This is a genomic window from Williamsia sp. Y844, assembly GCF_056786475.1.
Genome location: NZ_JBXCJB010000003.1, coordinates 527,721 through 551,367 on the forward strand (window position 1 = coordinate 527,721; position 23,647 = coordinate 551,367).

Sequence of the window (23,647 nt, forward strand, 5' to 3'; positions counted from 1 at the left end):
TAGCGAAATCGCCGCCTCCACACGTGCATATCCGTGGCCAGATCACTTTCGCCCGGTAGGGTGATAGAACGTACGGTCCCCGCGGGGCCGTGGTCTGAAGGAGGCAGCGATGGCGCAGGAACAAACCAAGCGCACGGGCGGTAATGACGACGACGGCGCCGGTGAAGATTCGGGTGCAGGTCAGGAACGCCGCGAGAAGCTGGCCGACGACACCGATGATCTGCTCGACGAGATCGATGACGTGCTGGAAGAGAACGCAGAGGACTTCGTCCGCGCCTATGTACAGAAGGGCGGCCAGTGACCGATCGGATCCGGTCCCTCGGCCAGGACATCTCATCCTTTTCCGACTATCTGCGTAACAACGCACCAGATCTGTTGCCCAGGAACAGGGTTTCGCCGGATATGGCTGCAAACATTCCGCACGGCACCACCATCGTTGCTGTGGCCTACCCCGGCGGCGTCGTGCTGGCCGGTGATCGGCGGGCCACATCCGGCAACCTGATCGCCAGCCGTGACATGCGCAAGGTGTTCATCACCGATGAGTACTCTGCTGCCGGTATCGCCGGTACCGCAGGCGTTGCCATCGAGATGATCCGCCTGTTCGCCGTCGAACTCGAGCACTACGAGAAGATCGAGGGCGTTTCCCTCACCCTCGACGGCAAGGTGAATCGGCTCGCGTCGATGGTCCGGTCGAACCTCCAGGCCGCAATGGCCGGTCTGGCGGCGATCCCGCTGCTGGTCGGTTACGACCCCGACGGCATCGATCCTGCGCGTCCGGGCCGGATCTTCTCATTCGACGTCGCAGGCGATCGCCACGAGGAGCACGGTGGCTACCAGGCCATCGGATCGGGCTCGGTGTTCGCCAAGTCGGCCATCAAGAAGCTCTATCGCACCGACCTGACCGCCGACGAGGCATTGTCGGTGGCCATCGAGTCCCTGTACGACGCAGCCGACGACGACTCGGCCACCGGTGGCCCCGACATGGTGCGTGGTCTCTATCCCACTGCCGTGACCGTCACAGCCGACGGTGCCGCAGAGGTTTCCGCGCCCGCGATCGAGCAATCAGCCCGCGGCGTGATCAGCCGGCGTTCGGCGGATTACCGCGGAACCGACGATGACGCCACCAACCGCGACATCAAGAAGGGCGGTGACGCATGACCTTCCCGTATTACGCCAGTGCCGAACAGATCATGCGCGATCGTTCGGAGTTGGCCCGCAAGGGCATTGCCCGCGGTCGCAGCGTCGTCACATTGACCTACGCCGACGGCGTTCTGTTCGTGGCGGAGAACCCGTCGAACACGTTGCGCAAGGTCAGCGAGATCTATGACCGCATCGGGTTCGCCGCGGTTGGCAAGTACAACGAATTCGAGAGCCTGCGCAAGGCCGGTATCCAGCACGCCGACATGCGTGGGTACAACTACGACCGCGCCGACGTCAGCGGACTGTCGCTGGCCAACGCGTACGCCAGCACGCTCGGTGCGGTGTTCACCGAACAACCGAAGCCCTACGAGGTCGAGTTGTGTGTGGCCGAGGTCAGTCGTCCCGGCAAGCCCGGGCCGTCGCAGCTGTACCGGATCACCTACGACGGGTCGATCGTCGATGAGACGCGCTTTCTCGTCATGGGCGGTTCCACGGAGTCGATCACGGCATCGATGAAGGATTCGTACGATCCCGAGGCAGATCTGAAGGCGGCCTTGGCGTCGGCGATCACGGCCCTGGAAACACCACCGGCAACCAATGGGTCGTCGTCGAGCAGTTCCCCGGCGCCCGAACCCCGCACACTGCAGCCGAGCGACCTCGAAGTGGCCGTCCTCGACCACAGTCGCCCGCGCCGCGCGTTCCGGCGTCTGACGGGGTCGGCCCTGGTCGACCTCCTCCCGGCCCGCGAAACCGACAACTGAAACAGTTCTCCTCTGGTCCCACGGCAGTAGGGTTGTAAACGTGCAGCGACGAATCATGGGTATCGAAACCGAGTTCGGTGTCACGTGTACTTTTCACGGACATCGGCGGCTCAGTCCCGACGAGGTCGCGCGGTATTTGTTCCGCCGGGTGGTGTCGTGGGGAAGGTCGTCCAATGTGTTCTTGCAGAACGGGGCGCGTCTGTACCTCGACGTGGGTTCGCATCCCGAATACGCCACAGCCGAATGTGACAACCTGCAACAGCTGATCGAGCACGACCGGGCCGGTGAGCTGGTCTTGGAAGATCTGTTGATCGACGCCGAGCGGCGTCTGGCCGATGAGGGTATCGGCGGCGACATCTACCTGTTCAAGAACAACACCGACTCGGCAGGCAATTCGTACGGCTGCCACGAGAACTTTCTGGTGGTCCGGGCGGGGGAGTTCTCACGCATCTCCGACGTCCTGCTCCCGTTCCTCGTCACCCGGCAGTTGATCTGTGGTGCCGGCAAGGTGCTGCAGACGCCGAAGGCCGCCACGTTCTGTCTGTCCCAGCGGGCCGAGCACATCTGGGAAGGTGTGTCGTCGGCGACCACCCGTAGCCGCCCGATCATCAACACCCGCGACGAACCCCACGCCGACGCCGAGAAGTACCGGCGCCTGCATGTGATCGTTGGCGATTCGAACATGGCCGAGACCAGCACGATGCTCAAGGTCGGATCGGCGGCCCTGGTACTGGAGATGATCGAGGCCGGAGTCGCCTTCCGCGATCTGGCACTCGACAATCCGATCCGGGCCATCCGCGAGGTCTCGCACGATCTCACCGGCAGTCGTCCGGTCCGGCTTGCCGGTGGACGCACGGCCAGCGCGCTCGACATCCAGCGCGAGTACCACTCACGCGCGGTCGAGCATCTCAAGACCCGTGAGCCGAATCAGCAGATGACACAGGTGGTCGATCTCTGGGGCCGGATGCTCGACGCCGTCGAACAGCAGGATTTTGCGAAGGTCGACACGGAAGTCGACTGGGTGATCAAGCGCAAGTTGTTCCAGCGCTACCAGGACCGGTACTCGATGGACCTGTCCGATCCCAAGATCTCGCAGCTCGATCTCGCCTACCACGACATCAAGCGGGGTCGTGGTGTGTTCGATCTACTGCAACGCAAGGGTCTGGCCGCCCGGGTCACCACGGACGAGGCAATCCAGGCAGCGGTGGACACGCCGCCCCAGACGACTCGGGCCAAGCTGCGCGGAGACTTCATCGCCGCTGCGCAGAAGGCAGGCCGCGACTTCACCGTCGACTGGGTGCACCTCAAGCTGAACGACCAGGCTCAACGCACGGTGCTCTGCAAAGATCCGTTCCGCAACGTCGATGAGCGCGTCGAACGCCTGATCGCGTCCATGTGAAAGCCAGTGTCCTAGTCTGGTCCGGTGGCGACCAACAAGGTTGAACGGCTGATGAACCTGGTGATCTGCTTGCTGTCCACCAGTCAGTATCTTTCCGCCGACCAAATCCGCAGCAGTGTGATCGGATATCAGGATTCGAAGTCCGATGAGGCCTTCAACCGGATGTTCGAGCGCGACAAGAACGAGCTCCGCGACCTCGGCATTCCGGTGGAAACGGGTCGGTCCTCGGGGTTCTCGTCCGTCGACGGCTACCGGATCAACCGGTCCGAGTACGAACTTCCCGACATCTCGCTCGATCCCGACGAGGCCGCCGCGGTGGCCCTGGCCGCTGCGCTGTGGGAATCGCCGGAGCTTGCGGCTTCGAGTCACAGCGCCCTGATGAAGTTGCGCGCTGCGGGTGTCGAGATGGATCCGGGGTCCGCGTTCGACGAGAACGCCACAGCACTTCATTCGAGTGCCCCGCAGGGCATCGGATCGCCCGCGGTCCTGGGTGCGTTGCTGTCCGCGCTCGACGAGAACCGGCCGGTCCGATTCGAGCACCGGCCCGGCCCTACGTCGCCGCACGTGACGCGGACCGTCGAACCGTGGGGTGTGGTCACCCATCTCGGTCGCTGGTATCTCGTCGGACATGATCGCGACCGCGGGCAGACCCGTACCTACCGGCTCACGCGCATCCTGTCGGTGACCCCGTTCGGCAAGGCCGGTGAACTGACCCGACCGAGCAACATCGATCTTCGCCAGATCGTCGCCGATGCCGTCGATCGATCCGGTCCTGCCGTCACCGCCCGGGTGTGGGTCGCCGAGAACCGGGCCGCCGGCCTGCGCCGCATATCGACGTCGGCGCAACCCGGGGAACACGACGGTCGCGCAGGCAGCATCCTGAGCATCGCGATGAGGTCGACCGATGGCCTCACCCGCCAGGTGCTCGGCGCCGGTACCGATGCGTTTGTGCTCGATCCGCCGGAATTGCGTGACAATGTGATCGACGAACTCAAGTTCCTCAGCGAGGTGGCCGAATGAGTGCGGGTACCGATCGACTGAACCGCATGCTGGCCATGGTCCCGTACTTCCTGGCCCATCCCGGCGTCAATGCGGCAAAGGCCGCGGTCGACCTGGGAACCACCCCCAAGCAGGTCCTCGAGGATCTCCAGCAGCTGTGGATGTGTGGCCTTCCGGGATACACGCCGGGCGACCTGATCGATTTGTCGTTCACACCCGGCAGCGTCGAGGACGGTGTTGCGGTGACGTTCTCCGCCGGCATCGACCGGCCATTGAAACTGACCGGCTCGGAAGCCGCACCACTGCTGGTGGCGCTGCGTTCGTTGATCGATGCGTCCGGGGTCGTCGACCCCGCCGCAGCTCGACGGGCCATCGCGAAGATCGAGAACGCGATGGGATCGCGTCTCGGTGAAGCGGTCACCGAGACCCCGACGGACCTGTCCAGCCCAGGTGACTCCGAAGCAGTGACCGCGGTGCGTGAAGCTGTCCGCGGCCACCGCGCGGTACGGCTGCGGTATTACTCGGCGACGCGGGACGTCGTCGGGGATCGGGTGGTCGACCCGATCCGCATCCAGGCGATCCAAGGCCGCGGGTATCTCGAAGGCTGGTGCCGCAGCAGCGAGGGCATTCGCTTGTTCCGGTTCGACCGGATCGAAGCGGCAACGGTGCTCGATGAGCCGAGTTCGCCGCCGCCATCGCTCGATGGCAGCGCTTTGGCCCTGTTCGACAGCGACTCCGATCTGCCGGAAGCAGTGATCGAGATCGATCAGGATGTGGTCTGGGTTCTCGACTACTACCTGATAGAGCCCCTCGACCCCGAAGGTCTGACCGGCTCGCAGGGGCCGGTGGTTGCCACCATGAGGTACGGGTCGGCCGACTGGCTCACCCGGTTCATCCTCGGCTTCGGCGGCAAGATCAGGGTCCGCAACCCCGAGGTGGCCGACGAGGTCCGCTCGAGGGCTGCCGCCACGCTCGCCATGTACGGCTGACCCTCACTGCAGGTGAGCTGGGAGGTAGCTGTGAGGCCGCTGTTCGACCCGTTAGGGTTGGTCCAAGTCCGGTAGCATTGCGGAGGAACTCAATGGGAGAGGTAACTGCACAATGAATGCATTACAGCCATGGCACATCATTCTTGTGGTGGTCGTGTTCTTGATCCTTTTCGGATCGAAGAAGCTGCCGGACGCCGCGCGCGGTCTGGGTCGTTCGATGCGCATCTTCAAGAGTGAGGTCAAGGAGATGCAGAACGAGAACAACTCCGACAAGCCCGCATCGGCGCAGACTCCCGAGTCACGGCCGCAGATCACTTCGGGTCTTGACGGAACACCGACGAATTCATCCGAATCCGAACGTCGTTCTGCCTGATCTTCGTCCTCGCCGTTCTGGTGGGTGGGTCGCTTCTCTCTGGGTGACCCGCCTGCAACTGACCCCTGAGTAGTCGACCACGTGCGCATACCTTTAGACCCTCGGCGCCGTAAGCGCAAGGTGAATCCCGACGGCACCATGTCGTTGGTCGACCACCTCCGTGAGCTGCGAAACCGACTGCTGATCTCAGTTCTTGCTATCGCCTTCACCACGATCCTCGGATTTGTCTGGTACTCGCATGGCTTCCTGGGCATCTCCTCACTCGGCGACCTGCTGCGCCAGCCCTACTGTGATCTGCCTGCATCGTCACGGGCCAATTTGACCGGCGACGACACCTGTCGCCTCCTTGCAACGGGCCCGTTCGACCAGTTCATGCTCCGCCTCAAAGTGGGTTTGACCGCAGGCATCGTCATGGCTTGTCCTGTCTGGTTCTACCAACTGTGGCAGTTCATCACGCCCGGCATGGTCGAGAAGGAGCGCAAGTACGCGGTCACCTTCGTCGGCTTCGCCGCCGGGTTGTTCCTGGCCGGGACCGTGCTCGCTTACCTGGTGATGGCCAAGGCCTTCGAGGTCTTGTTGACCATCGGTGACAACGTTCAGATCACGGCACTCGCCGGTGACCAGTACTTCAGCTTCCTCATCCACCTCTTGATCATCTTCGGTGTGAGCTTCGAGCTTCCGCTGCTGATCGTCGCGCTGAACATGGTCGGTGTGTTGACCTACGCGCGGTTGAAGTCGTGGCGCCGGGGTCTGATCTTCGGCATGTTCGTCTTCGCTGCTCTATTCACCCCTGGCTCGGATCCGTTCACCATGCTGGCACTGGCCGGGGCGCTGACGGTCTTGCTCGAGATCGCCATCCAGGTCGCTCATCTGCACGATTACCGCAAAGCGAAGCGTGACGCCCAGGAATGGGGCAACGTGAGCGACGACGAAGCCGCTCCGATCGGTTCGGCAGGCCCAGTCGGGCATGTTCCTGATCCGGTGCAACCACCAGAACCGGTGTCGGCGACGTCCCGAGGCAGTGGAGCCGATCTCTACGATGACACTCTCTGATACGCGGACAGAACTCGAGAAGTTCGCCGGGCGACAGGCATTTGCGCTCGATCCGTTCCAACGTGACGCTTGCGTCGCCCTGGAAGGCGGTCACGGTGTTCTCGTCTGCGCGCCGACCGGCGCGGGCAAGACCATCGTCGGTGAGTTCGCCGTACATCTGGCGCTCGCCGGTGGGTCGAAATGTTTCTACACCACACCCATCAAGGCACTGAGCAACCAGAAGTTCGCCGATCTGGTTCGCGCGCACGGGGCCGAGTCCATCGGTCTGCTGACCGGCGATTCGTCGATCAACTCCCACGCACCGGTCGTGGTCATGACCACCGAAGTGCTGCGCAACATGATCTACGCGAATTCGCCGGCGCTGCAGAACTTGTCGCATGTGGTGATGGACGAGGTCCACTTTCTTGCCGACCGGTTCCGCGGAGCCGTCTGGGAAGAGGTCATCCTGCATCTCGAACCGTCGGTGCGGGTGGTGAGCCTGTCGGCGACGGTCAGCAACGCCGAGGAGTTCGGATCCTGGATTCAGACGGTGCGTGGCGACACCACCGTGATCGTCGACGAGCATCGTCCGATCCCGCTCAACCAGCACATGCTCGTCGGCAATCGGTTGTTCGATCTGTTCGACCATCGTGACCCCAAGACGCCGAACAAGAAGCCCGCGGTCAATCCGGAGCTGACCCGCTATATCCGGCAACGTGAGCTCGCCGCGCGACGCGATGACGACTTCCCGCCCCGCGGTCCACGGGGACGTGGCCAACGCAGCGATCACCGTCGTAGCGGTGTACGTCCGGTGCCACGACCAGAACTCATCGCACGTCTGGATCGCGATGGCCTGCTTCCTGCCATCAGCTTCATCTTCTCGCGGGCCGGCTGTGAAGGCGCGTTGAGCCAGTGTCTGCGCTCGGGCTTGCGGCTGCTCGAACAGGATCAGGTCGAGCAGGTGAATTCGATCGTCGACAAGTACGTCGCCGAGTTGACCGCTTCAGACCAGGACGTGCTCGGTGTCCACAGCTGGCGCGAGGGCTTGACCCGGGGATTTGCGGCGCACCACGCCGGACTGCTGCCTGCCTTCCGGCACGCGGTGGAAGAGCTGTTCGTCAAAGGTCTGGTCAAGGTTGTATTCGCCACCGAGACACTGGCTTTGGGCATCAACATGCCGGCCCGTTCCGTGGTGCTGGAGCGGTTGATCAAGTACAACGGTGAGTCGCACAACGATCTGACGCCCGGGGAGTACACCCAGCTGACCGGCCGGGCCGGTCGTCGCGGGATCGACGTCGAAGGCCATGCCGTCGTTGTCTGGACCGAAGATCTCGACCCCACCCGGGTTGCCGGACTCGCCGGTGCCCGCACGTTCCCGCTGCGCAGTTCCTTTGCGCCGGAATACAACATGGCCGTCAATCTCATCGGCCGTCTTGGACTGGCCGGTTCACGCAACCTGCTGGACCGCTCGTTTGCGCAGTTCCAAGCCGACCGGTCGGTCGTCGGGCAGGCCAGGCAGATCGACACCGCACGCCGGCAGCTCCGCAAGATCGAGGTGGAACTGGAGGCACGGGCCGAGGGCCGCGGTCTCGACGCCGGGATCGACGGCTTCCTCGGGTACACCCGCCTCCGTGAAGAGATCCGAGCTCGCGAACGTTCGCTGAAGTTCGAAAACCGAATGGCCGTGCAGCAGAGCACTGTTGAAGATCTCGCAGCCCTCAAGCGCGGGCAGGTCATCAGTCTTTCCGGTGGTCGCCATCGCGGTCTGGCTGTGGTTTTGGAGCCCGCAACCGACATGCGCGACCCGAAACCGTTGGTGCTCTGCGAGGATGCCTGGGCCGGCCGGGTTGGTCCCCGTGATTTCCTCAACCCGCCTCAGGTGCTCGGCCATATGCGGCTGGCCAAACAGGTCGATCGTCGTACCGGCCGCGGTCGTCGCGACCTCGCCTCGGCTCTGCGTTCCACCGGCATCGACATGCCCCGCGGCAAGCAGAGCAAACGCACCCGCGCCGCCGACGACCCGGACCTCAACCGTCTGCGCACCGAGTTGCGCGAGCACCCGGCGCATCAGATCCCCGCACACGACGAGTTGTTCCGACTCGCAGAACGTCGCAACCGGGTGTCGCGGGAGATCGCGGCGCTCGAGGAATCGGTATCGGCCCGCACGTCCACGCTGGCCGTCAACTTCAATCGGATCGTCGCGGTGCTCAGCGAACTCGGCTACCTCGAGCAGGTCGAGCACAAGTCGAACGGTGACATGACCGTCACACCTGCCGGTGAGATCTTGAGCCGGGTTTACAGCGAGAGCGACCTGCTCATCTGTGAGTGCATCCGCACCGGTTTGTGGGACCACCTGGGTGCAGCCGAACTCGCGGCTGTTGCTTCGGCGGTGGTGTACCAGTCGCGCCGCGATTCGTACGGCGGCGCGGATCTGGTGACTGGCGTTTCGACGGTCCGGGAAGCATTGAGCCGCACGCACGCCGCATGGAAAGACCTGGCACGTGTCGAGATGAGCCACATGGTGGAACCGACACGCGAACCAGATGCCGGTTTCGCCACGGCCATTCACCTGTGGGCGACGGGCCGCGGACTGACCGAGGTACTCGCTGCAGCAGGCGAGCAGGGCACATCCCTGCCGGCCGGAGACTTCGTCCGCTGGAGCCGGCAGGTCATCGACCTCCTCGAACAGATGCGGGTTGCCGCACGCCTCGGAGGAACAGATCGATCGAAACTGGCCCATTCGGCGGCAGCGGCGATCACGGCGATCCGGCGCGGAGTCGTGGCTGTCGAACTCGGCTGAGCGCCCGCGAGTTCTCGCCGAGCGCCTGCCTGAATGGCCATGGGTTGTGCGGTATGTTCGGGGTTCGGAAGTCCTGGACTTGCGATCGCGCGACGCGGACATGCGGAGGGGAAATACATGAGCGGGCCCAACGACCCGAACAACCAGGGTGGCGGTTCGGCACCCGGGCAGTGGCAACCAGGACAAGGGCAACCGGGACAGAATCCTGACCCGTGGAACCAGCAGACCTATGGTCACCCGACCGGCGGACAGCCGCCGCAGGGCCAACCGCCACAACAGGGTTGGGGCCAGCAGCCTCCGCAGCAGCCCGGTCAGTACGGGCAGCCAGAGCAGTACGGCCAACCGGGACAGTATGGCCAGCCGGGACAGCCGGATCAGTACGGTCAACCAGGTCAGTACGGGCAGCCGGGCCAGTACGGGCAGCAGCCGCAATACGGTGCGCCGCAGGGCCAACCGGGCCAGTATGGCCAATCCGGGCAGCCGGATCAGTACGGCCAACCAGGTCAGTATGGGCAGCCGGGCCAGTACGGTCAGCCCGGTGGTGACCAGTTCGCGGGTATGACACCGCCGAAGAACTCGAAGAAGCTGCCACTGATCATCGGTGCCGCAGCGGTTGGTGTCATCGCTGTCGTCCTTGCTGTCACGGCGTTCTGGCTTCCGGGCTTCGCGGTGACGAAGGTGCTCAGCCAAGACGCCGCTCAGAAGGGTGTGGCGTCGGTCCTGGAGAACGACTACCAGGCCAAAGACGTCGCGAATGTGCAGTGCCCCGAAGATCAGGAAATCAAGAAGGGCAACAGCTTCACCTGCACCGCGACCGTTGCCGGCGCGAACCAGCAGGTCAAGATCACCTTCCTGGACGACGAGGGCAAATACGAGGTCGGTCAACCGACCACACAGTAGGCAGTTGGTCGGTTGTCAGGTGGGCGGGTCAGCCCACCTGCCAGCCGAGCGCCTTGCCCAGACGGCCAACCGATGAGCCGACACCGAGTTCTTCGATCAGGTCGGCCAGCGCTGCCGGGTCGGCGGGCTCGGATGGGAGACGACCGTCGCTGTCGCCGATGATCTCGGCGTCGGTCTTCACGAATACAACGGTCCGTGCCGCGCGCAGGTAGTCCGCGCCTTCTGCAAGTGACTTGCGTTGGCGCGGTGAAATCCGCTTGTCGGTCGTGGTGGATGCCACGCGTTCGAGTTCGTCGAGGTTTCCGAACTCGTGCAGCAGCTTTGACGCGGTCTTTTCACCGATGCCGGTAACGCCGGGCAGCCCATCTGACGGATCGCCGCGCAGGATTGCCATCTCGGCGTAGGCGGAACCCGGATTCGATGTTGGTACGTCGTACTTCTCGGCCAGTTCCTGTGGCCCGAACATCTCGGCCTTCGCCAGACCGCGGCCCACGTACAGCACGCGCACCGAAACCGGGTCGTCGGAAACAACCTGCAGTAGGTCGCGATCACCGCTGACCACAACCACCGGATCCACGGCCTCGGAGTCCGCAAGGGTCCCGATGACGTCGTCGGCTTCGCAGCCCTCCGCGCCCGCGGTCGCAATTCCGGCGGCGGCCAGGATCTTCATGATCATGTCGACCTGGGGTGTCAGCGTGTCGGGAACCTCCTCCGAGCCGTCGGTGGCGCCTTCGGCCACGCGATGCGCCTTATACGACGGGATGAGGTCGGTGCGGAAGGCCGGACGCCAGTCGAGGTCAAGACACACGATCAAGCGTTGCGGGTGCTCCCGGGTGACCAATGACGCGATCATGTCGATGAATCCGCGGACCGCGTTGACCGGACGCCCGTCCGGTGCGGTCATCTTCTCGGGCAGGGCATGAAAGGCCCGAAACCAGAGGCTGGCACCGTCGAGCAACATCACTGGGGCAGTCATGCCTAAACCATGCCAGATCGGCGCCCGCCATCAGAGCACTGCGGTCAGGTGGCGCTGCGTTCGTCCGAACCCAGGACATCGAGAACAGCCAGTTGGGACTCGGCGTCGCCGGTGAGTGGTTGACTCGAGGGACCCTGTCGCAAAGCGATTTTCACATCTGCACGACTGATGTTCGCAGGGACGGTCGACGCCACGAAGGACAGCAGCAGGTCGACGAATCGGTCTGGATCGTCCCGGAACGGGAAGTGACCGGCCTTGTCGAAGACGACCAACTGCGAGCCGGGCATTGCGCTGTGGAGCATGTGGGCGTGCTGCACCGGAATGACCTGATCGTCCGAACCCCACACGACCAGGGTCGGAATACCTGCGCTCAAATAACATCGATCGAGCATGGTCACCACTTGCCCACGCCAGTCGACGGCTGATCGCAGAGTTCGGGCGAAGACCTCGGCCGAACCCTTTTCTGGCATCCGTTCGAGCACTCGAACGATCTCGTTGTTGTCCCGGAACAGCGCAAATGGCAGACGATCACGCACCGTGCGAGAAGCCGCTGCGAACGTCGGAAACACACCTGGGAGTGAGACCGCGGCCAGCGCGTACTCGGAAAACGGTAGTGACAGCGCTCGCAGAACCGGATTGACGTCCCTGGTGACTCCGCCCGTACCGACCAACACCAACCGTTCGACCATCTCGGGGAACTGATAGGCGAACTGCCCGGCCACACCACCGCCCAGCGAATGGCCGACGATCGTCACGCGTTCGATGTCGAGATAGGTCAGAAGGTCGCGCATTCCGTTGGCAAAAGCAGGTACCGAGTAGTCGGCGCGCGGACGGTCGGAGAATCCGTGTCCGAGAAAGTCCGGTGCGATGACCGTGTACTTTTCGCTGAGCTGGGTGAACACCGGTTCCCAGGCCAGGGAGTTGTCGCCGATTCCGTGCAGCAACAGCAGTGCAGGACCCGATCCGGCCATCCGGTAGGCCCGCTTGTATCCGTGCAGATTTGCGAACTGGACCTGAGAGTCATCGGTCGGAACAGCCCGTAGTCGACGTCGTACGCCTTCACGGTCCACGGTGACCTCCTGTTTTCCTCAGACCTAAACATCTTTCGTTGCCCCTATTCTCCGCGCAAAGCGAGGTTTTCGCCCGGTTAAAGATCACTCATCGAATCTTGCGATCGGAGTGGGACACACTTCCGATGGTTTGTGACGAAGGTCAGACTGCAGGCGAGACCACGAACTCTGCGACCGATAGCCTTGAACCCATGGCGGATCAGCGATTCTCGGCAGCGGTGTACAAGTCACGTCTGGATCGGGCGCAGGAGTTGACGGCGAAAGCCGGTCTGTCGGCGCTTTTCATCACTCCCGGACCCGACCTGCGATATCTCACGGGCTCACGAGCGACGACATTCGAACGGCTCACCGCCCTGGTGATCAGTGCGGATCGCGCTCCCGAAGTGGTTGTGCCGCGACTGGAGTTGGCGGCGCTACGGGAATCGGCCGTCGGTGAGCTCGGCCTGACCGTTCACGATTGGGTCGACGGCCAGGATGCGTACGCACTGGCGGTTGGAGCCGCCGGGGGAGCCGGTGATCGTTACGCGGTCTCTGACGCAACCCCTGCGCTGCACACCGTCCCGTTGGCAGGGCATTGGGGTAGCGCACCGGAACTTGCCACTGCCGTTCTGCGTGAACTGCGAATGATCAAGGATGACGCCGAGATTGAAGCGCTGCGCCGCGCAGGCGCCGCGATCGACCGAGTGCACGCCCGAGTGGGGGAATGGCTGAAGGTCGGCCGCACCGAACGTGAAGTCGCAGCGGATATCGACGCCGCCATCATCGCCGAAGGACACACCAGGGCCGAGTTCATCATCGTCGGATCCGGTCCCAACGGCGCCGACCCGCATCACGAGGTATCGGACCGGGTGATCCAGGACGGCGACATCGTTGTCGTTGACATCGGGGGACCTGTCGCGCCGGGATACAACTCCGACTGCACCCGAACCTACTGTGTTGGAACACCTTCTGATGCGATCGCACGGCAGTACGAGTGGCTACAACAAGCTCAGCGAGCGGCTGTGGCCGCCGTCCGCCCCGGCGTCACTGCCGAGCAGATCGATAGCGCGGCCCGGGACGTGCTCGTTGCCGCCGGACTGGCCGACAAATTTGTTCATCGCACCGGCCACGGCATCGGACTATCCGTTCACGAGGAGCCGTATATCGTTGCAGGCAACAATATTCCACTGCGGCCGGGCATGGCATTCAGCATTGAACCCGGCATCTACTTCTCCGGCAGTTGGGGTGCGCGCATCGAAGATATCGTTGTCGTCACCGATGATGGCTGCGAAGCATTCAATTCCCAACCGCACGAACTGAAGTCAGTCTGAACCAGGTTCTCAACCGACCATATTCGTTCGAACAACCGTTCGACTTTCGGTGTCCCCCGAGGTAGACTGATTGAAAGCGTTCGATCAGATGTCTTGGGGGGCATGATGACTGACGATTCCTCGATTGATCCTTCTTCGGTTTCGGTGTTGGTGCGCAAATACCTCGAGTTGGAGCTACTGGTTGCCGATATCGCGGACTGCGCTGATTCCGATATGTCTGATGCGGAAGTCAATGAGCTTGTGCGGGTGCATGAACGGATCGTCCGCAAGCTCGAGTTCACCGGGTTGCGGCATCTGTTGCGGGTTTCGGATCGGTCGTCGTTTACCGATGCCGGGTATTCGTCGCTGTTTGGTTTCACCCGCGGCGAGTTGCGGTTGACCAAAGGGCAAACCATGTCCCGGATTCGCGGGTTGGAAGCAGTCGGCCGATTTCACACGATGCAGGGCGAAGAGCTGGCACCGAAATGCCCTGCCGCCGAACAAGCCTGGTCCCAAGGACTGATCGGGGCAGCGCATATGGATGTGATGCTAGATGTGCGCAAACACATCCCGTCAGCGTCGGATTCGGCGGTGTATGACGTGGTCGATCATTGGATGACCGAAGAAGCCGTCGGCCAGGATCCGACTCAGTTGGCGGCGTCGGGCCGTCAGGTGCTGGCCCGGGTCGATCCCGATGGCCGGCTGACCGATGATTCGGATCGGGCCCGTAAACGTTCGGTGAGTTTGGGTAATCAGGGTGTGGACTTGATGGCGAAAATCTCCGGCACGCTGGATCCGGAAACGTTGGCGTTGTTCACGACGGTGATGGATGTCTGGGCCGCCCCGGGCATGAACAACCCGGCCGATCCGAACTCACCGACCGGGGCCAGCGATGACCCGAAACAGGATCCGGAGTTGATGAAGGCCGCGGCTGAGCGTGATACCCGCTCGATGGGCCAGCAGCGCCACGATGCACTCAAAGCGATTTTGAAAACGATTTTGGAGTGCAACCTTCTCGGCAAGTCGCATCGGGGGTTGCCGGCGCAGTTGATCATCACGATGACCAAACAGCAGCTCGAGGATTGCGCGGGGATCGCCAAAACGGCGTCGGGGGTGGATATTCCGGTCAAAGAAGCCCTGCACCTGGCTGCGCGTTCGGACAAATACCTGGCCGTGTTCGCCAACCACAGCGCCGAGGTGCTGTATTTCGCCCGGGCCAAACGCACCGCGCAGAGAGGCCAACGTTTGGCGTTGTTCGCCCGCGACCGAGGCTGTTCACACCCCGGGTGCACCAATCCGGCGACCTGGGTCGAGGCCCACCACCTCATTGCCTGGATCAATGGTGGTCTGACCGACATCGATCTGATGGGATCAGCGTGCCCGCCGCATCACAAACTTGTCGGCGACGGCCCTGGTCAGTGGCAGACGGTGATGATCACCGAGGGTCCTGACAAGGGCAGGGTCGGGTGGATACCACCAGTGTCGGTGGATCCGGAACGCAAACCGCGGGTCAACCGTGCCCAGCATGTCAACGAAACCTTCGCGGCGGCCTGGGAGAAGGTTCTTGCCGACCGCCGGGCGGTGTTGGCTGACAAGTTGGCGGAACTGACCGGCGGCGAACCTGAGGTCCAACCCGATCCCGAACCGGATAGCACTGACCAGGATGCGTAGCGTCTTGCCTAGGCGGTGACCATCAGCGACTGCGAACCCAGTATGCGTTCGACGTTGATCTGTATGACCACCCGGCGTGGGTTCACTTTGGGCTCCTTGTAGCGAGCCGCATAGCGACGGACTCCTTCGGCGACAGCCTCGGGGTCACGGTGGACCGATGCTTTGCCTTCCAGCGTCAACCACTGCGGTCCGTTCACCTGGAACACGGCGGCGTATCCAGACCGGTCGACGTTCTTCACCTTCTGGCTGCCTTCGAAGGTGATCACTCGTGCGATCTTCGCCTCGGCGTCGTAGGTGAATCCCACAGCAACAACATGAGGGGTCCCCGATGCACGGACGGTGGTCAGGCTCCCGAGGTGGCGTTCGGTGAGGAAGTCCATTGCTGCGGGGGTTAAGTCGTTTGGTGTTTTGGGCACAAGCCGACCTTAGCCAAGTCGCTGTCCTATCAAGCATCCCCGTGCAGCAGGCTGGTCTGGACACCACATCACCTATTCATCTGGTGGACCTCTTTACGCACAACCTCGACGTCGTGCGATAGTCACGTGATGACCGATCAACGCGTTGAAGCACTGGAACTTGTTCGCGGACAGAATGTTTCCGTCGAATCCATAAGCCAGGGTAACGACATTCTGTCTGTCGGCGTCGTGAGCCGCTTTCCCGGGGAGACTGCAATAACGCCCGACGTGAGCATCTTGCTACTGGATGCGACCGACAAGGTTCGATCAAACTCGGATTTCGTCTTTTACAACCAACGCGAGGGAGCAGGCGGGGCGGTTCGGCTCGAGGACAGTGAAGCCGGCGACGACGATTCAGCCAGTCTTTCAACCCAGCCCGGTGACGGTGACCTTCTGTTCGTGGACTTTGTCGGTTTGCCAGAAGAAGTTCAGCGGGTAGTGGTTGCGGCCAGCCTCGACGGCGAATCCGAATCGACCTTCGCTGAAGCGAAAGATCTCGAAATCACGGTTATGCCAGGTGATTCAGCGAGTCCGACAGCAGTGTTCAATCTGTCGATCGAAGAACCTGTCCTGGCGTTGTTGTTCGGTGAATTCTATCGACGGGGCTCCTCGTGGAAGTTTCGGGCGATCGGCCAGGGCTATGCGGGTGGACTCGCTGCGTTGGCAGCAGAGTTCGGTGTCGAGATCGACGATCCCACCGACTCTGGTGACAGAGATTCATCTGATGCGCACATTGCGACAGTCGAAGCCCAAGAAACCGTACCGGCAGATGTGGATGCTGCGCCTACCGTCATCGCGCTGGAGACCGAGTCAGTTGCAACCAAACCGTCGGTGAAATCTTCAATGACCACTAAGAAGACTCTCCGTCCACCGAAACTGCCATCGTGGTCGTTGGTGCCCGAACTGGCCGAAGGCGGGGCGGAGTGGGATCGCTCTCGCTTGTTCTCGGTGTCCGCAATTGGTACAGGTGATGAACGCGAACGACGTGCGGTCTCAGCGCTCTTGGCTGTGATGGCCGGGGTACGAGAGTTCGGCCGTGAGATGGTTGCACGCAGCGGTGGGCCCGCAGGATCCATCGAGACGTACATCGAGCCCGAGTTCGAATGGAATGAAAAGAAACTTCGTCCCGACGGATTGATCAGAATCACGCGTGGAGCGAAGCAATGGACTGCGCTGGTCGAGGCGAAGTCTTCGTCAGCCAAGCTCACCACCGACCAAGTTGAGACCTACATCGACATCGCCCGTAGCCTTGGATTCGACGCTGTAATAACGGTCAGCAATCAGCTGTTGGGTGCACACGACCAACATCCCGTAGTAGTCGATAAACGCAAACTCAAAAAGGTTTCGCTACACCATCTTTCGTGGGACGAGATCCGATCCGTTGCGATTCAGATGTCGATGCACAAACAAGTCCAAGACTCGACCCAGAGTTGGATCTTGCAAGAGTTTGTCAGGTACCTGCAACATCCAAAATCTGGATTGCATGGCTTCACCGATATGGGGGCGCAGTGGGGCCAGGTTCGAGATGCAGTGAAGACCAAGACCCTGAGTGCCGACTCCAAAGGCGCGATCGAAGTATGCAATTTATTCGATCAGTTGGTCCGGCATATCGGCCACGACCTCTCGTGCTTGCTGAGCGCGGACGTGCGACCGATTTTCCCGCGGTATCGACCAGACGGCACAAGCCGAATTCAACAGCTGGCGGACTCGGGTTTCATGTTCGGCTCACTGCGTATCCCAGGCGCGACCGGAACCTTGACGCTGGCCATCGATCTCCGGTCGGACGTCCTGGAGTGCTCGACCATCATTGATGCCCCTCGCGAAGGACGCCCTGCAACCCGCATCAATTGGATCGTCAAACAGATCCCGGATGCCCATGCGGACACCCGGATCGAATCAATCCTGGCAGGGCGTCCATCGTCCAACGTGGGTGCGTTGTTGGGAGTTCTCCGCGATAAGCCCGAGGCGCTCCTTCCCGCGGATGGAAAGCTCCCCAAGCAGTTCAAAATCACCCGTGCCCACACGCTGGGCCGGAATCGCGGAAACGTCGTCATCTCAGCGAACAAACTCGTTGAAGAATTCTATCGAGACATCTTGCAGGTGATCCGCGCACCTAAGAAGCCCAGCCCGCTGAAGGAGTGACTGCAGCTCGGAGATGAGCCGTTTGGGATACTGGCCTGGTGAGTAATGGGCGAGTGGTTGTGCTGTTCGGTGGTCGCAGTGAGATCGGGCTGGAGGTTGCAGCTCGGATCGCTGCAGGGGCGACCGTGATCTTGGCGGCTCGGAGGTCGTCCGACCTCGATGATCAGCGCGAACGGCTGGAGTCCGAAAATGCGGCAGCTGTCCATATGGTCGAGTTCGATGCGAACGACACCTCAACACATGAGGGCCTGATTCAGCAGATCGTTGCCGAACACGGGCCCATCGACGATGCGATCGTGGCCTTCGGAATCCTCGGCGATCAGGCGAGGGCAGAGGTCGACAGCGCCCACGCACTACAGATCGCGCACACCGACTACCTCGCCCAAATCAGCGTGCTGACTCCGTTGGCCGTCGCGATGCGGGCCGCCAAACGAGGCAACATCGTCGTCTTCTCATCCGTTGCAGGCGTCCGGGTCCGGCGCGCCAACTACGTCTACGGCTCCACCAAGGCCGGGCTCGACGGCTTTGCCAGCGGATTGTCAGATGCATTGCACGGCAGTGGGGTACACCTATTGCTCGTCCGCTCCGGATTTGTCATCGGCAGCATGACAAAAGATCTGATGGCCTCCGGGATCAAACCTGCTCCGATGTCGAGTACCGCACCACAGGTTGCCGACGCAGTGGTCAAAGCGCTGCACCGAGGTAAGCATGTGGTCTGGGTCCCCGGAAAGCTGCGTCCTGTCTTCTTTGTGATGAAGCTCCTGCCCCAGGCGATCTGGCGACGGATGCCTCGATGACTGATCTGAAGTTTGTGGTCGTCGGCATCGGCGCCGACGGCTGGGACGGCCTGTCCGGAAACTCGCAGCGCGAATTGCGCTCTGCCACCGACATCTACGGTTCCGTGCGCCAGCTGGATCTGTTGGCGCCACTCGAGGCGACGCTCCACCGGTGGGACAGCCCGATGTCGAAGCACCTCCAGCGACTACTGGCCGACACGCACCCGCACACCATTCACATCCTCGCCTCGGGTGACCCGATGTTCCACGGCGTCGGGGCATCGATCGTGAAACAGGTGGGCGCGCAACACGTGCGCATCCTGCCTTCGGTATCGAGCGGCAGCCTGGCCTCCGCCCGTCTCGGCTGGGACCTTGCCACGACGCGCATCCGCAGTGTTGTCGATCGCCCCCTCGATTCGATCCTCTCGGGAGTCTCCGACAGCGTTCGGCTGCTGATCCTCAGCCGCGACAACACCACTCCGGCGGCCGTCGCAGAATTGCTCACGGCCCACGGGTTCGGATGGTCGCAACTCACCGTCCTCGAACAGCTCGGCTCCGACAGCGAACGCCAGGTCACAGGTATCGCACGAACGTGGGCCGCGCCTGCCGGCGACCAGCTCAACATCATCGCTGTCGACTGTCTCGGTCCGGCCGTCAGTAGCCAGGCAGGTCTGCCGGACACCGACTTCAGCAACGACGGACAGCTCACCAAGCAGGCAGTCCGCGCGCTGACCGTCACCGCATTGCGGCCGGCCGCCCGCCAACTGCTCTGGGATGTCGGAGCGGGCGCAGGCAGTATCGCCATCGAGTGGCTGCGCACCGACCGGACTTGCACCGCAATTGCTTTCGAATCCAACGACGTACGTCGTGGACGCATCGTGCACAACGCAGCCGAGCTCGGCGTGAGCGCAGGACTGACGGTCCACGGCGCTGCGCCCGAGCAGTTGACCCACGCACCTGATCCCGACGCGATCTTCATCGGGGGAGGCGTGACGGTCCCGGGGATGGTGGAGGAGTGCTGGGATGCCTTGCTCGACGGCGGACGGATAGTGGCCAACGCGGTTACACTCGAATCTGAGGCAGTCTTGGTGAAATGGCATGCCGCAGTGGGTGGTAGCCTCCGTCGATTCCAGATCGACCACGCCGAGCCACTCGGATCAATGACAACCTGGCGACCAACGCTCCCAGTGACACAGTGGATCGCCGACAAACCGAGGACCAACTTATGACGGTGTACTTCATCGGAGCCGGACCCGGCGCCGCCGACCTGATCACCCTCCGCGGCGCAAAGTTGCTCTCGCAGTGCAACACCTGCCTGTACGCCGGGTCGCTGGTTCCCGCGGAGATGCTCGAACATTGTCCACCCGGGGCCACTTTGATCAACACAGCGAAGATGCCTCTTCCGCAGATCATCGACCACATCGTGACCGCGACCCATGCCGGGCATGATGTGGCTCGACTCCATTCAGGCGACCCCGGACTGTATTCGGCGGTGGCAGAACAGATCAGATTGCTGCAGCCGCAAGGAATCTCTTACGAAATCGTCCCGGGCGTTCCTGCCTTCACCGCGGCCGCCGCAGCATTGGGACAAGAACTCACGGTGCCCGGCGTCGGTCAGTCGCTGCTGATCACCCGAGTATCCACGCTGTCAACCGACATGCCCGAAGGCGAAAAACTCGAAGAACTCGCCCGCACAGGTGTCACGATGGCGATCCACCTGGCCGCCCATCGAGCCCAACAGATAGCCGACGCCCTGACACCGCACTACGGAAGCGATTGTCCCACTGCCGTGGTCGCCTTCGCCAGCCGCGACAACCAGCAGATCGTTCGGTGCACGTTGGCAGAGCTCCCGAACCAGCTGGAAATGAACGATATTCAGCGCACCGCGGTCATCTTTGTCGGACGCGTCCTGGTCGCGGATGAGTTCCCGGACAGCTATCTCTACTCGTCAGCCCGGATGACCAAGCTGCGCAACGACCCTCATTCGTCATGAGCGAGGGCACAGTCCTCGTCCTCGGCGGGACCGCAGAAGCCCGCGCTCTCGCAAAGGAACTCGTCGGCGAAGGAGTGCGGGTTGTCACCTCGCTCGCGGGTAGGGTCAAGAATCCGGCGCTACCGGTCGGCGGCGTCCGCATCGGCGGGTTCGGCGGCGTCGACGGTATGACAGTGTGGCTGAGGGACAACAACTGCACGGCAGTGGTCGACGCGACACACCCGTTTGCCCGTCAGATCTCAGCCAACGCCGTTACCGCAACAACAGAAGTCGATATACCGATGCTGACCTTGCGACGCCCCGAATGGCTTTCGCAACCGGGGGATCGCTGGATCGACGTACCCGACATCGCCGGAGCCGCCAGGACCGTGGCGGAGTTGGCGGGCGAACAGGGAAGTCCCCGAGTCTTCCTCACCACCGGTCGCCAGGATGTAGACGCCTTCGCCGACATCGACGACGCCTGGTTTCTGATCCGCCTCGTCGACCCACCCGAGCGAGCGATACCAGCGCAGCATCAGATCATCCGTAGCCGCGGGCCGTACACCGTCGACGGCGAACTTGCCCTGATGCGTGAACATCGCATCGACGTGGTCGTCACGAAGAACAGTGGTGGCCCGCTGGTTCAGGCGAAACTTGAAGCAGCGCGGCAACTCTCACTGCCAGTCGTCATGGTTCGGCGACCTACCCCACCCGGCGGCGAAACCGTCGAAACGGCTTCCGCCGCCGCAGTCTGGGTGCGTCAGCTGCTCTCGTAGCGGCGATTGGTGAACGCCACCGGGCCTCCGACTCGGTCGACGACCGTTGTGGTCGACGAACCGATGATCAGCAGCGTCCGCATGTCGACCACGGCAGGATCGAACTCCCCGACGGTAGTGATCACCATCGACTGCTCAGGGCCACCCACGTCGCGTCCCAGGATGATCGGCGTTGACGGGTCCTTGGATTCCAGAACGATGTCCTTGAGTTCCGCAACTTGCCAATTCCTGCTGACCGATCCGGGGTTGTAAATCGCGAGCACCAGATCCGCGGCCAGTGCAGCCCGCACCCGCGCCGTGATCACATCCCAGCTTTTGAGGCGGTCGGACAAGGAGATCACCGCATAGTCATGTCCGAGCGGAGCGCCCGCAAGGCTTGCGACGGCGTTGGCCGCGGTCACTCCGGGCACCACCCGCACGGGAACGTCGCGCCATTGCGGGTCCGCTGCTTCTTCGACGACTGCTGCCGCCATCGCAAACACGCCAGGATCGCCCGAGGACACCACTACCACCCGGGCGCCATTCTTTGCCAGATCCAGTGCCATGCAGGCCCGTTCGGACTCCACACGGTTGTCACTGGCATGCATACGTTGTCCGGGTCGGGGAGTCACCCTGTCGAGATAGGTCTTGTAGCCCACCAGATCGGTCGCCTTCGCCAGCTCGGCACGCACTTCCGGGGTGGTCCACCGGTCGGCGCCAGGTCCCAAGCCGACGACAACAACCTCACCGGCTACGCCGGCAACAGGTGCAGATGGTTGCGCGTTGTTGAGCTCACCGGGGATGACGACCATCGAAAAGTACGGCACCGTCGAAGCGTCGACGTCGACCACGGGCATGACCTTCTGCGCACCCGTCGAGGCGCGTTCGACATACCACGCCCGGTCGATGACACCGGATTCGCGCAGCGCTGCAACTACTTCCGGGAATGTCCGGCCGAGTTTCATGATCGCCACCGCATCGCTGTCACGCAGTCGACGGACGAGTTCTGCCTTGGGAAGCGTGCCCGGCAGCACGGTCAGGGTCTCCTCGGCTTCGACCAATGGCATACCGGTGGCGGCTGCCGAAGCGCTCACAGACGTGACACCCGGGATGATCTCGGTGTCGAAACGCTCGGTCAGCCTCTTGTGCATATGCATGTACGAGCTGTAGAAAAGTGGGTCACCTTCGGCCAGCAACGCCACCGAACGTCCCGCACGCAGATGCGCGGCGAGGACTTCCGCGGCATCGGCATAGAAGTCGTCGAGCGCGCCGCGGTAGCCACCGGGGTGATCGGTGGTCTCGGTGGTGACCGGGTACATCAGCCGTTCCTCGAGCTGACCTTCCCGAAGGTACGGCTGGGCAACCGACCGGGCGATCGAACGACCATGGCGGGCACAGTGATACGCGATCACATCAGCCTCGCCGATGACGCGGGCGGCCTTCACGGTGACCAGTTCGCTGTCACCGGGCCCCAAGCCCACGCCCCACAATTTTCCACTGCTGGTCATCGTCATTCCACCTTCGAGGCAAGTGCGTTGAGAGCGGCGGCGGTGATCGCCGACCCGCCGCGACGGCCGAGTACCGTCAAGTACTCGAGATCGTTTCGATCGGCAAGCGCTGCACAGGATTCCGCAGCGCCGATGAATCCAACCGGCGCGCCGATGACCGCAGCCGGCCGTGGTCCGCCTGCATCGATCAGCTCCAGGAGCGCAAAGAGCGCGGTTGGCGCGTTGCCGATCGCAACCACGGATCCCTCGAGCATCGGTCGCCAAAGGTCCACCGCAGCAGCGGTTCTTGTGGTCTCCAGTTCCGCAGCCAAGTCCGGGACCCGACTGTCGCCGAGTAGACAGAGCACATCGTTGTCTGCGGGCAACCGCTTGCGGGTCACGCCGGACGCGACCATGTTCGCATCGCAGAGGATCGGCGCTCCGGCTTCCATCGCCGTGCGGGCCGCGGTCACCAGACCTGCACTGGCTCGCACGTCGGCGGTCAGATCGACCTGACCGCAGGCATGGATCATCCGGACAACCACCTGCGACAGGTCATCGTCGAACATGGTGAGGTCGGATTCGGCACGAATTGTCGCGAATGACTGCCGGTAGATCTCGGCGCCGTCTCGAATGTAGGTGTACATAGTGCTCGCCACCA

General features: G+C 62.7%; 22 protein-coding genes. 17 read left to right on the plus strand and 5 right to left on the minus strand.

The annotated features are described in order from the left end of the window. Positions 1 to 109: 109 nt before the first annotated feature. From AC1TQG_RS19275 to AC1TQG_RS19320, 10 genes are all read left to right on the plus strand, one after another. On the plus strand, positions 110 to 301 hold the full coding sequence (locus AC1TQG_RS19275; RefSeq protein WP_482139439.1) for a ubiquitin-like protein Pup: 192 nt from the start codon (positions 110 to 112) through the stop codon (positions 299 to 301). After that, positions 298 to 1,158 carry a proteasome subunit beta gene (gene prcB / locus AC1TQG_RS19280; protein ID WP_482139440.1) on the plus strand — a complete coding sequence of 287 codons (861 nt, stop codon included), beginning with the start codon at positions 298 to 300 and terminating at the stop codon, positions 1,156 to 1,158. The genes AC1TQG_RS19275 and prcB overlap by 4 nt, the downstream gene beginning before the upstream one ends. After that, positions 1,155 to 1,901 (plus strand): proteasome subunit alpha, encoded by a 747-nt coding sequence (gene prcA, locus AC1TQG_RS19285; RefSeq protein WP_482139441.1) that lies wholly within the window; start codon positions 1,155 to 1,157, stop codon positions 1,899 to 1,901. Before prcB ends, prcA begins: the two co-directional genes overlap by 4 nt. Positions 1,902 to 1,941: 40 nt before the next feature. Then, the gene (gene pafA / locus AC1TQG_RS19290) at positions 1,942 to 3,300 is read left to right on the plus strand and encodes a Pup--protein ligase (RefSeq protein ID WP_482139442.1); all 1,359 of its coding nucleotides are present in this window, start codon (positions 1,942 to 1,944) and stop codon (positions 3,298 to 3,300) included. Positions 3,301 to 3,324: 24 nt separating this feature from the next. Continuing rightward, entirely contained in the window at positions 3,325 to 4,320 is a 996-nt protein-coding gene (locus tag AC1TQG_RS19295) for a helix-turn-helix transcriptional regulator (RefSeq protein ID WP_482139443.1), read from the plus strand. Continuing rightward, positions 4,317 to 5,288 carry a helix-turn-helix transcriptional regulator gene (locus AC1TQG_RS19300; RefSeq protein WP_482139444.1) on the plus strand — a complete coding sequence of 324 codons (972 nt, stop codon included), beginning with the start codon at positions 4,317 to 4,319 and terminating at the stop codon, positions 5,286 to 5,288. Before AC1TQG_RS19295 ends, AC1TQG_RS19300 begins: the two co-directional genes overlap by 4 nt. Before the next feature lie 112 nt (positions 5,289 to 5,400). Then, the gene (tatA, locus tag AC1TQG_RS19305; protein ID WP_482139445.1) at positions 5,401 to 5,661 is read left to right on the plus strand and encodes a Sec-independent protein translocase subunit TatA; all 261 of its coding nucleotides are present in this window, start codon (positions 5,401 to 5,403) and stop codon (positions 5,659 to 5,661) included. A gap of 81 nt (positions 5,662 to 5,742) precedes the next feature. After that, positions 5,743 to 6,714, plus strand: coding sequence for a twin-arginine translocase subunit TatC (gene tatC / locus AC1TQG_RS19310; RefSeq protein ID WP_482139446.1), 972 nt, complete (start codon positions 5,743 to 5,745; stop codon positions 6,712 to 6,714). After that, a complete protein-coding gene (locus tag AC1TQG_RS19315; RefSeq protein WP_482139447.1) occupies positions 6,701 to 9,493 on the plus strand; it encodes a DEAD/DEAH box helicase in 2,793 nt (930 codons plus the stop codon). Before tatC ends, AC1TQG_RS19315 begins: the two co-directional genes overlap by 14 nt. 117 nt (positions 9,494 to 9,610) lie before the next feature. After that, complete coding sequence (locus AC1TQG_RS19320; RefSeq protein ID WP_482139448.1) at positions 9,611 to 10,393, plus strand: DUF4333 domain-containing protein; 783 nt, start codon at positions 9,611 to 9,613, stop codon at positions 10,391 to 10,393. Positions 10,394 to 10,421: 28 nt separating this feature from the next. On the opposite strand, the gene AC1TQG_RS19325 is transcribed toward AC1TQG_RS19320, so the two are convergent. Together AC1TQG_RS19325 and AC1TQG_RS19330 are read right to left on the minus strand one after the other, a co-directional pair. Continuing rightward, complete coding sequence (locus AC1TQG_RS19325) at positions 10,422 to 11,354, minus strand: 5'-3' exonuclease (protein ID WP_482139924.1); 933 nt, start codon at positions 11,352 to 11,354, stop codon at positions 10,422 to 10,424. A gap of 59 nt (positions 11,355 to 11,413) precedes the next feature. Further along, positions 11,414 to 12,439: an alpha/beta fold hydrolase gene (locus AC1TQG_RS19330; protein WP_482139449.1), complete on the minus strand. Its 1,026-nt coding sequence runs from the start codon at positions 12,437 to 12,439 to the stop codon at positions 11,414 to 11,416. Positions 12,440 to 12,630: 191 nt separating this feature from the next. Between AC1TQG_RS19330 and AC1TQG_RS19335 the strand changes: the two genes are divergently transcribed. Continuing rightward, complete coding sequence (locus AC1TQG_RS19335) at positions 12,631 to 13,749, plus strand: M24 family metallopeptidase (protein WP_482139450.1); 1,119 nt, start codon at positions 12,631 to 12,633, stop codon at positions 13,747 to 13,749. Positions 13,750 to 13,851: 102 nt separating this feature from the next. After that, on the plus strand, positions 13,852 to 15,399 hold the full coding sequence (locus AC1TQG_RS19340) for a DUF222 domain-containing protein (RefSeq protein WP_482139451.1): 1,548 nt from the start codon (positions 13,852 to 13,854) through the stop codon (positions 15,397 to 15,399). An 8-nt stretch (positions 15,400 to 15,407) separates the two neighbouring features. Here the strand turns inward: AC1TQG_RS19340 and AC1TQG_RS19345 are convergent, their stop codons facing one another. Further along, positions 15,408 to 15,815, minus strand: a complete 408-nt coding sequence (locus tag AC1TQG_RS19345) for a PPOX class F420-dependent oxidoreductase (protein WP_482139452.1) — start codon at positions 15,813 to 15,815, stop codon at positions 15,408 to 15,410. A gap of 129 nt (positions 15,816 to 15,944) precedes the next feature. Here AC1TQG_RS19345 and AC1TQG_RS19350 point away from each other — a divergent pair, with 129 nt between their 5' ends. The 5 genes from AC1TQG_RS19350 to AC1TQG_RS19370 are packed head-to-tail and all read left to right on the plus strand — an operon-like array spanning position 15,945 to position 21,520. After that, a complete protein-coding gene (locus AC1TQG_RS19350) occupies positions 15,945 to 17,996 on the plus strand; it encodes a TerD family protein (protein WP_482139453.1) in 2,052 nt (683 codons plus the stop codon). A gap of 38 nt (positions 17,997 to 18,034) precedes the next feature. Then, positions 18,035 to 18,793 (plus strand): decaprenylphospho-beta-D-erythro-pentofuranosid-2-ulose 2-reductase, encoded by a 759-nt coding sequence (gene dprE2, locus AC1TQG_RS19355; protein WP_482139454.1) that lies wholly within the window; start codon positions 18,035 to 18,037, stop codon positions 18,791 to 18,793. Beyond that, positions 18,790 to 20,001: a precorrin-6y C5,15-methyltransferase (decarboxylating) subunit CbiE gene (gene cbiE, locus AC1TQG_RS19360; RefSeq protein WP_482139455.1), complete on the plus strand. Its 1,212-nt coding sequence runs from the start codon at positions 18,790 to 18,792 to the stop codon at positions 19,999 to 20,001. The genes dprE2 and cbiE overlap by 4 nt, the downstream gene beginning before the upstream one ends. Further along, a complete protein-coding gene (cobM, locus tag AC1TQG_RS19365; protein ID WP_482139456.1) occupies positions 19,998 to 20,765 on the plus strand; it encodes a precorrin-4 C(11)-methyltransferase in 768 nt (255 codons plus the stop codon). The genes cbiE and cobM overlap by 4 nt, the downstream gene beginning before the upstream one ends. Next, entirely contained in the window at positions 20,762 to 21,520 is a 759-nt protein-coding gene (locus AC1TQG_RS19370) for a cobalt-precorrin-6A reductase (RefSeq protein WP_482139457.1), read from the plus strand. The genes cobM and AC1TQG_RS19370 overlap by 4 nt, the downstream gene beginning before the upstream one ends. On the opposite strand, the gene AC1TQG_RS19375 is transcribed toward AC1TQG_RS19370, so the two are convergent. Together AC1TQG_RS19375 and AC1TQG_RS19380 are read right to left on the minus strand one after the other, a co-directional pair. Then, positions 21,505 to 23,013 (minus strand): precorrin-2 C(20)-methyltransferase, encoded by a 1,509-nt coding sequence (locus tag AC1TQG_RS19375; RefSeq protein ID WP_482139458.1) that lies wholly within the window; start codon positions 23,011 to 23,013, stop codon positions 21,505 to 21,507. The genes AC1TQG_RS19370 and AC1TQG_RS19375 overlap by 16 nt on opposite strands. Beyond that, positions 23,010 to 23,633 carry a precorrin-8X methylmutase gene (locus AC1TQG_RS19380; protein ID WP_482139459.1) on the minus strand — a complete coding sequence of 208 codons (624 nt, stop codon included), beginning with the start codon at positions 23,631 to 23,633 and terminating at the stop codon, positions 23,010 to 23,012. Before AC1TQG_RS19380 ends, AC1TQG_RS19375 begins: the two co-directional genes overlap by 4 nt. Positions 23,634 to 23,647 lie beyond the last annotated feature (14 nt).

What these genes read in the sequence shown, in the direction of transcription:
- AC1TQG_RS19300 (WP_482139444.1), top strand. Translation starts at nt 4,317, where the DNA reads ATGAGTGCGGGTACCGATCGACTGAACCGCATGCTGGCCATGGTCCCG.
- AC1TQG_RS19370 (WP_482139457.1), top strand. Translation starts at nt 20,762, where the DNA reads ATGAGCGAGGGCACAGTCCTCGTCCTCGGCGGGACCGCAGAAGCCCGC.
- cbiE (WP_482139455.1), top strand. Translation starts at nt 18,790, where the DNA reads ATGACTGATCTGAAGTTTGTGGTCGTCGGCATCGGCGCCGACGGCTGG.
- AC1TQG_RS19380 (WP_482139459.1), bottom strand. Translation starts at nt 23,633, where the DNA reads ATGTACACCTACATTCGAGACGGCGCCGAGATCTACCGGCAGTCATTC.
- cobM (WP_482139456.1), top strand. Translation starts at nt 19,998, where the DNA reads ATGACGGTGTACTTCATCGGAGCCGGACCCGGCGCCGCCGACCTGATC.
- AC1TQG_RS19315 (WP_482139447.1), top strand. Translation starts at nt 6,701, where the DNA reads ATGACACTCTCTGATACGCGGACAGAACTCGAGAAGTTCGCCGGGCGA.
- prcA (WP_482139441.1), top strand. Translation starts at nt 1,155, where the DNA reads ATGACCTTCCCGTATTACGCCAGTGCCGAACAGATCATGCGCGATCGT.
- AC1TQG_RS19335 (WP_482139450.1), top strand. Translation starts at nt 12,631, where the DNA reads ATGGCGGATCAGCGATTCTCGGCAGCGGTGTACAAGTCACGTCTGGAT.
- tatA (WP_482139445.1), top strand. Translation starts at nt 5,401, where the DNA reads ATGAATGCATTACAGCCATGGCACATCATTCTTGTGGTGGTCGTGTTC.
- AC1TQG_RS19275 (WP_482139439.1), top strand. Translation starts at nt 110, where the DNA reads ATGGCGCAGGAACAAACCAAGCGCACGGGCGGTAATGACGACGACGGC.
- AC1TQG_RS19325 (WP_482139924.1), bottom strand. Translation starts at nt 11,354, where the DNA reads ATGTTGCTCGACGGTGCCAGCCTCTGGTTTCGGGCCTTTCATGCCCTG.
- AC1TQG_RS19340 (WP_482139451.1), top strand. Translation starts at nt 13,852, where the DNA reads ATGATGACTGACGATTCCTCGATTGATCCTTCTTCGGTTTCGGTGTTG.
- AC1TQG_RS19320 (WP_482139448.1), top strand. Translation starts at nt 9,611, where the DNA reads ATGAGCGGGCCCAACGACCCGAACAACCAGGGTGGCGGTTCGGCACCC.
- AC1TQG_RS19350 (WP_482139453.1), top strand. Translation starts at nt 15,945, where the DNA reads ATGACCGATCAACGCGTTGAAGCACTGGAACTTGTTCGCGGACAGAAT.
- AC1TQG_RS19375 (WP_482139458.1), bottom strand. Translation starts at nt 23,013, where the DNA reads ATGACGATGACCAGCAGTGGAAAATTGTGGGGCGTGGGCTTGGGGCCC.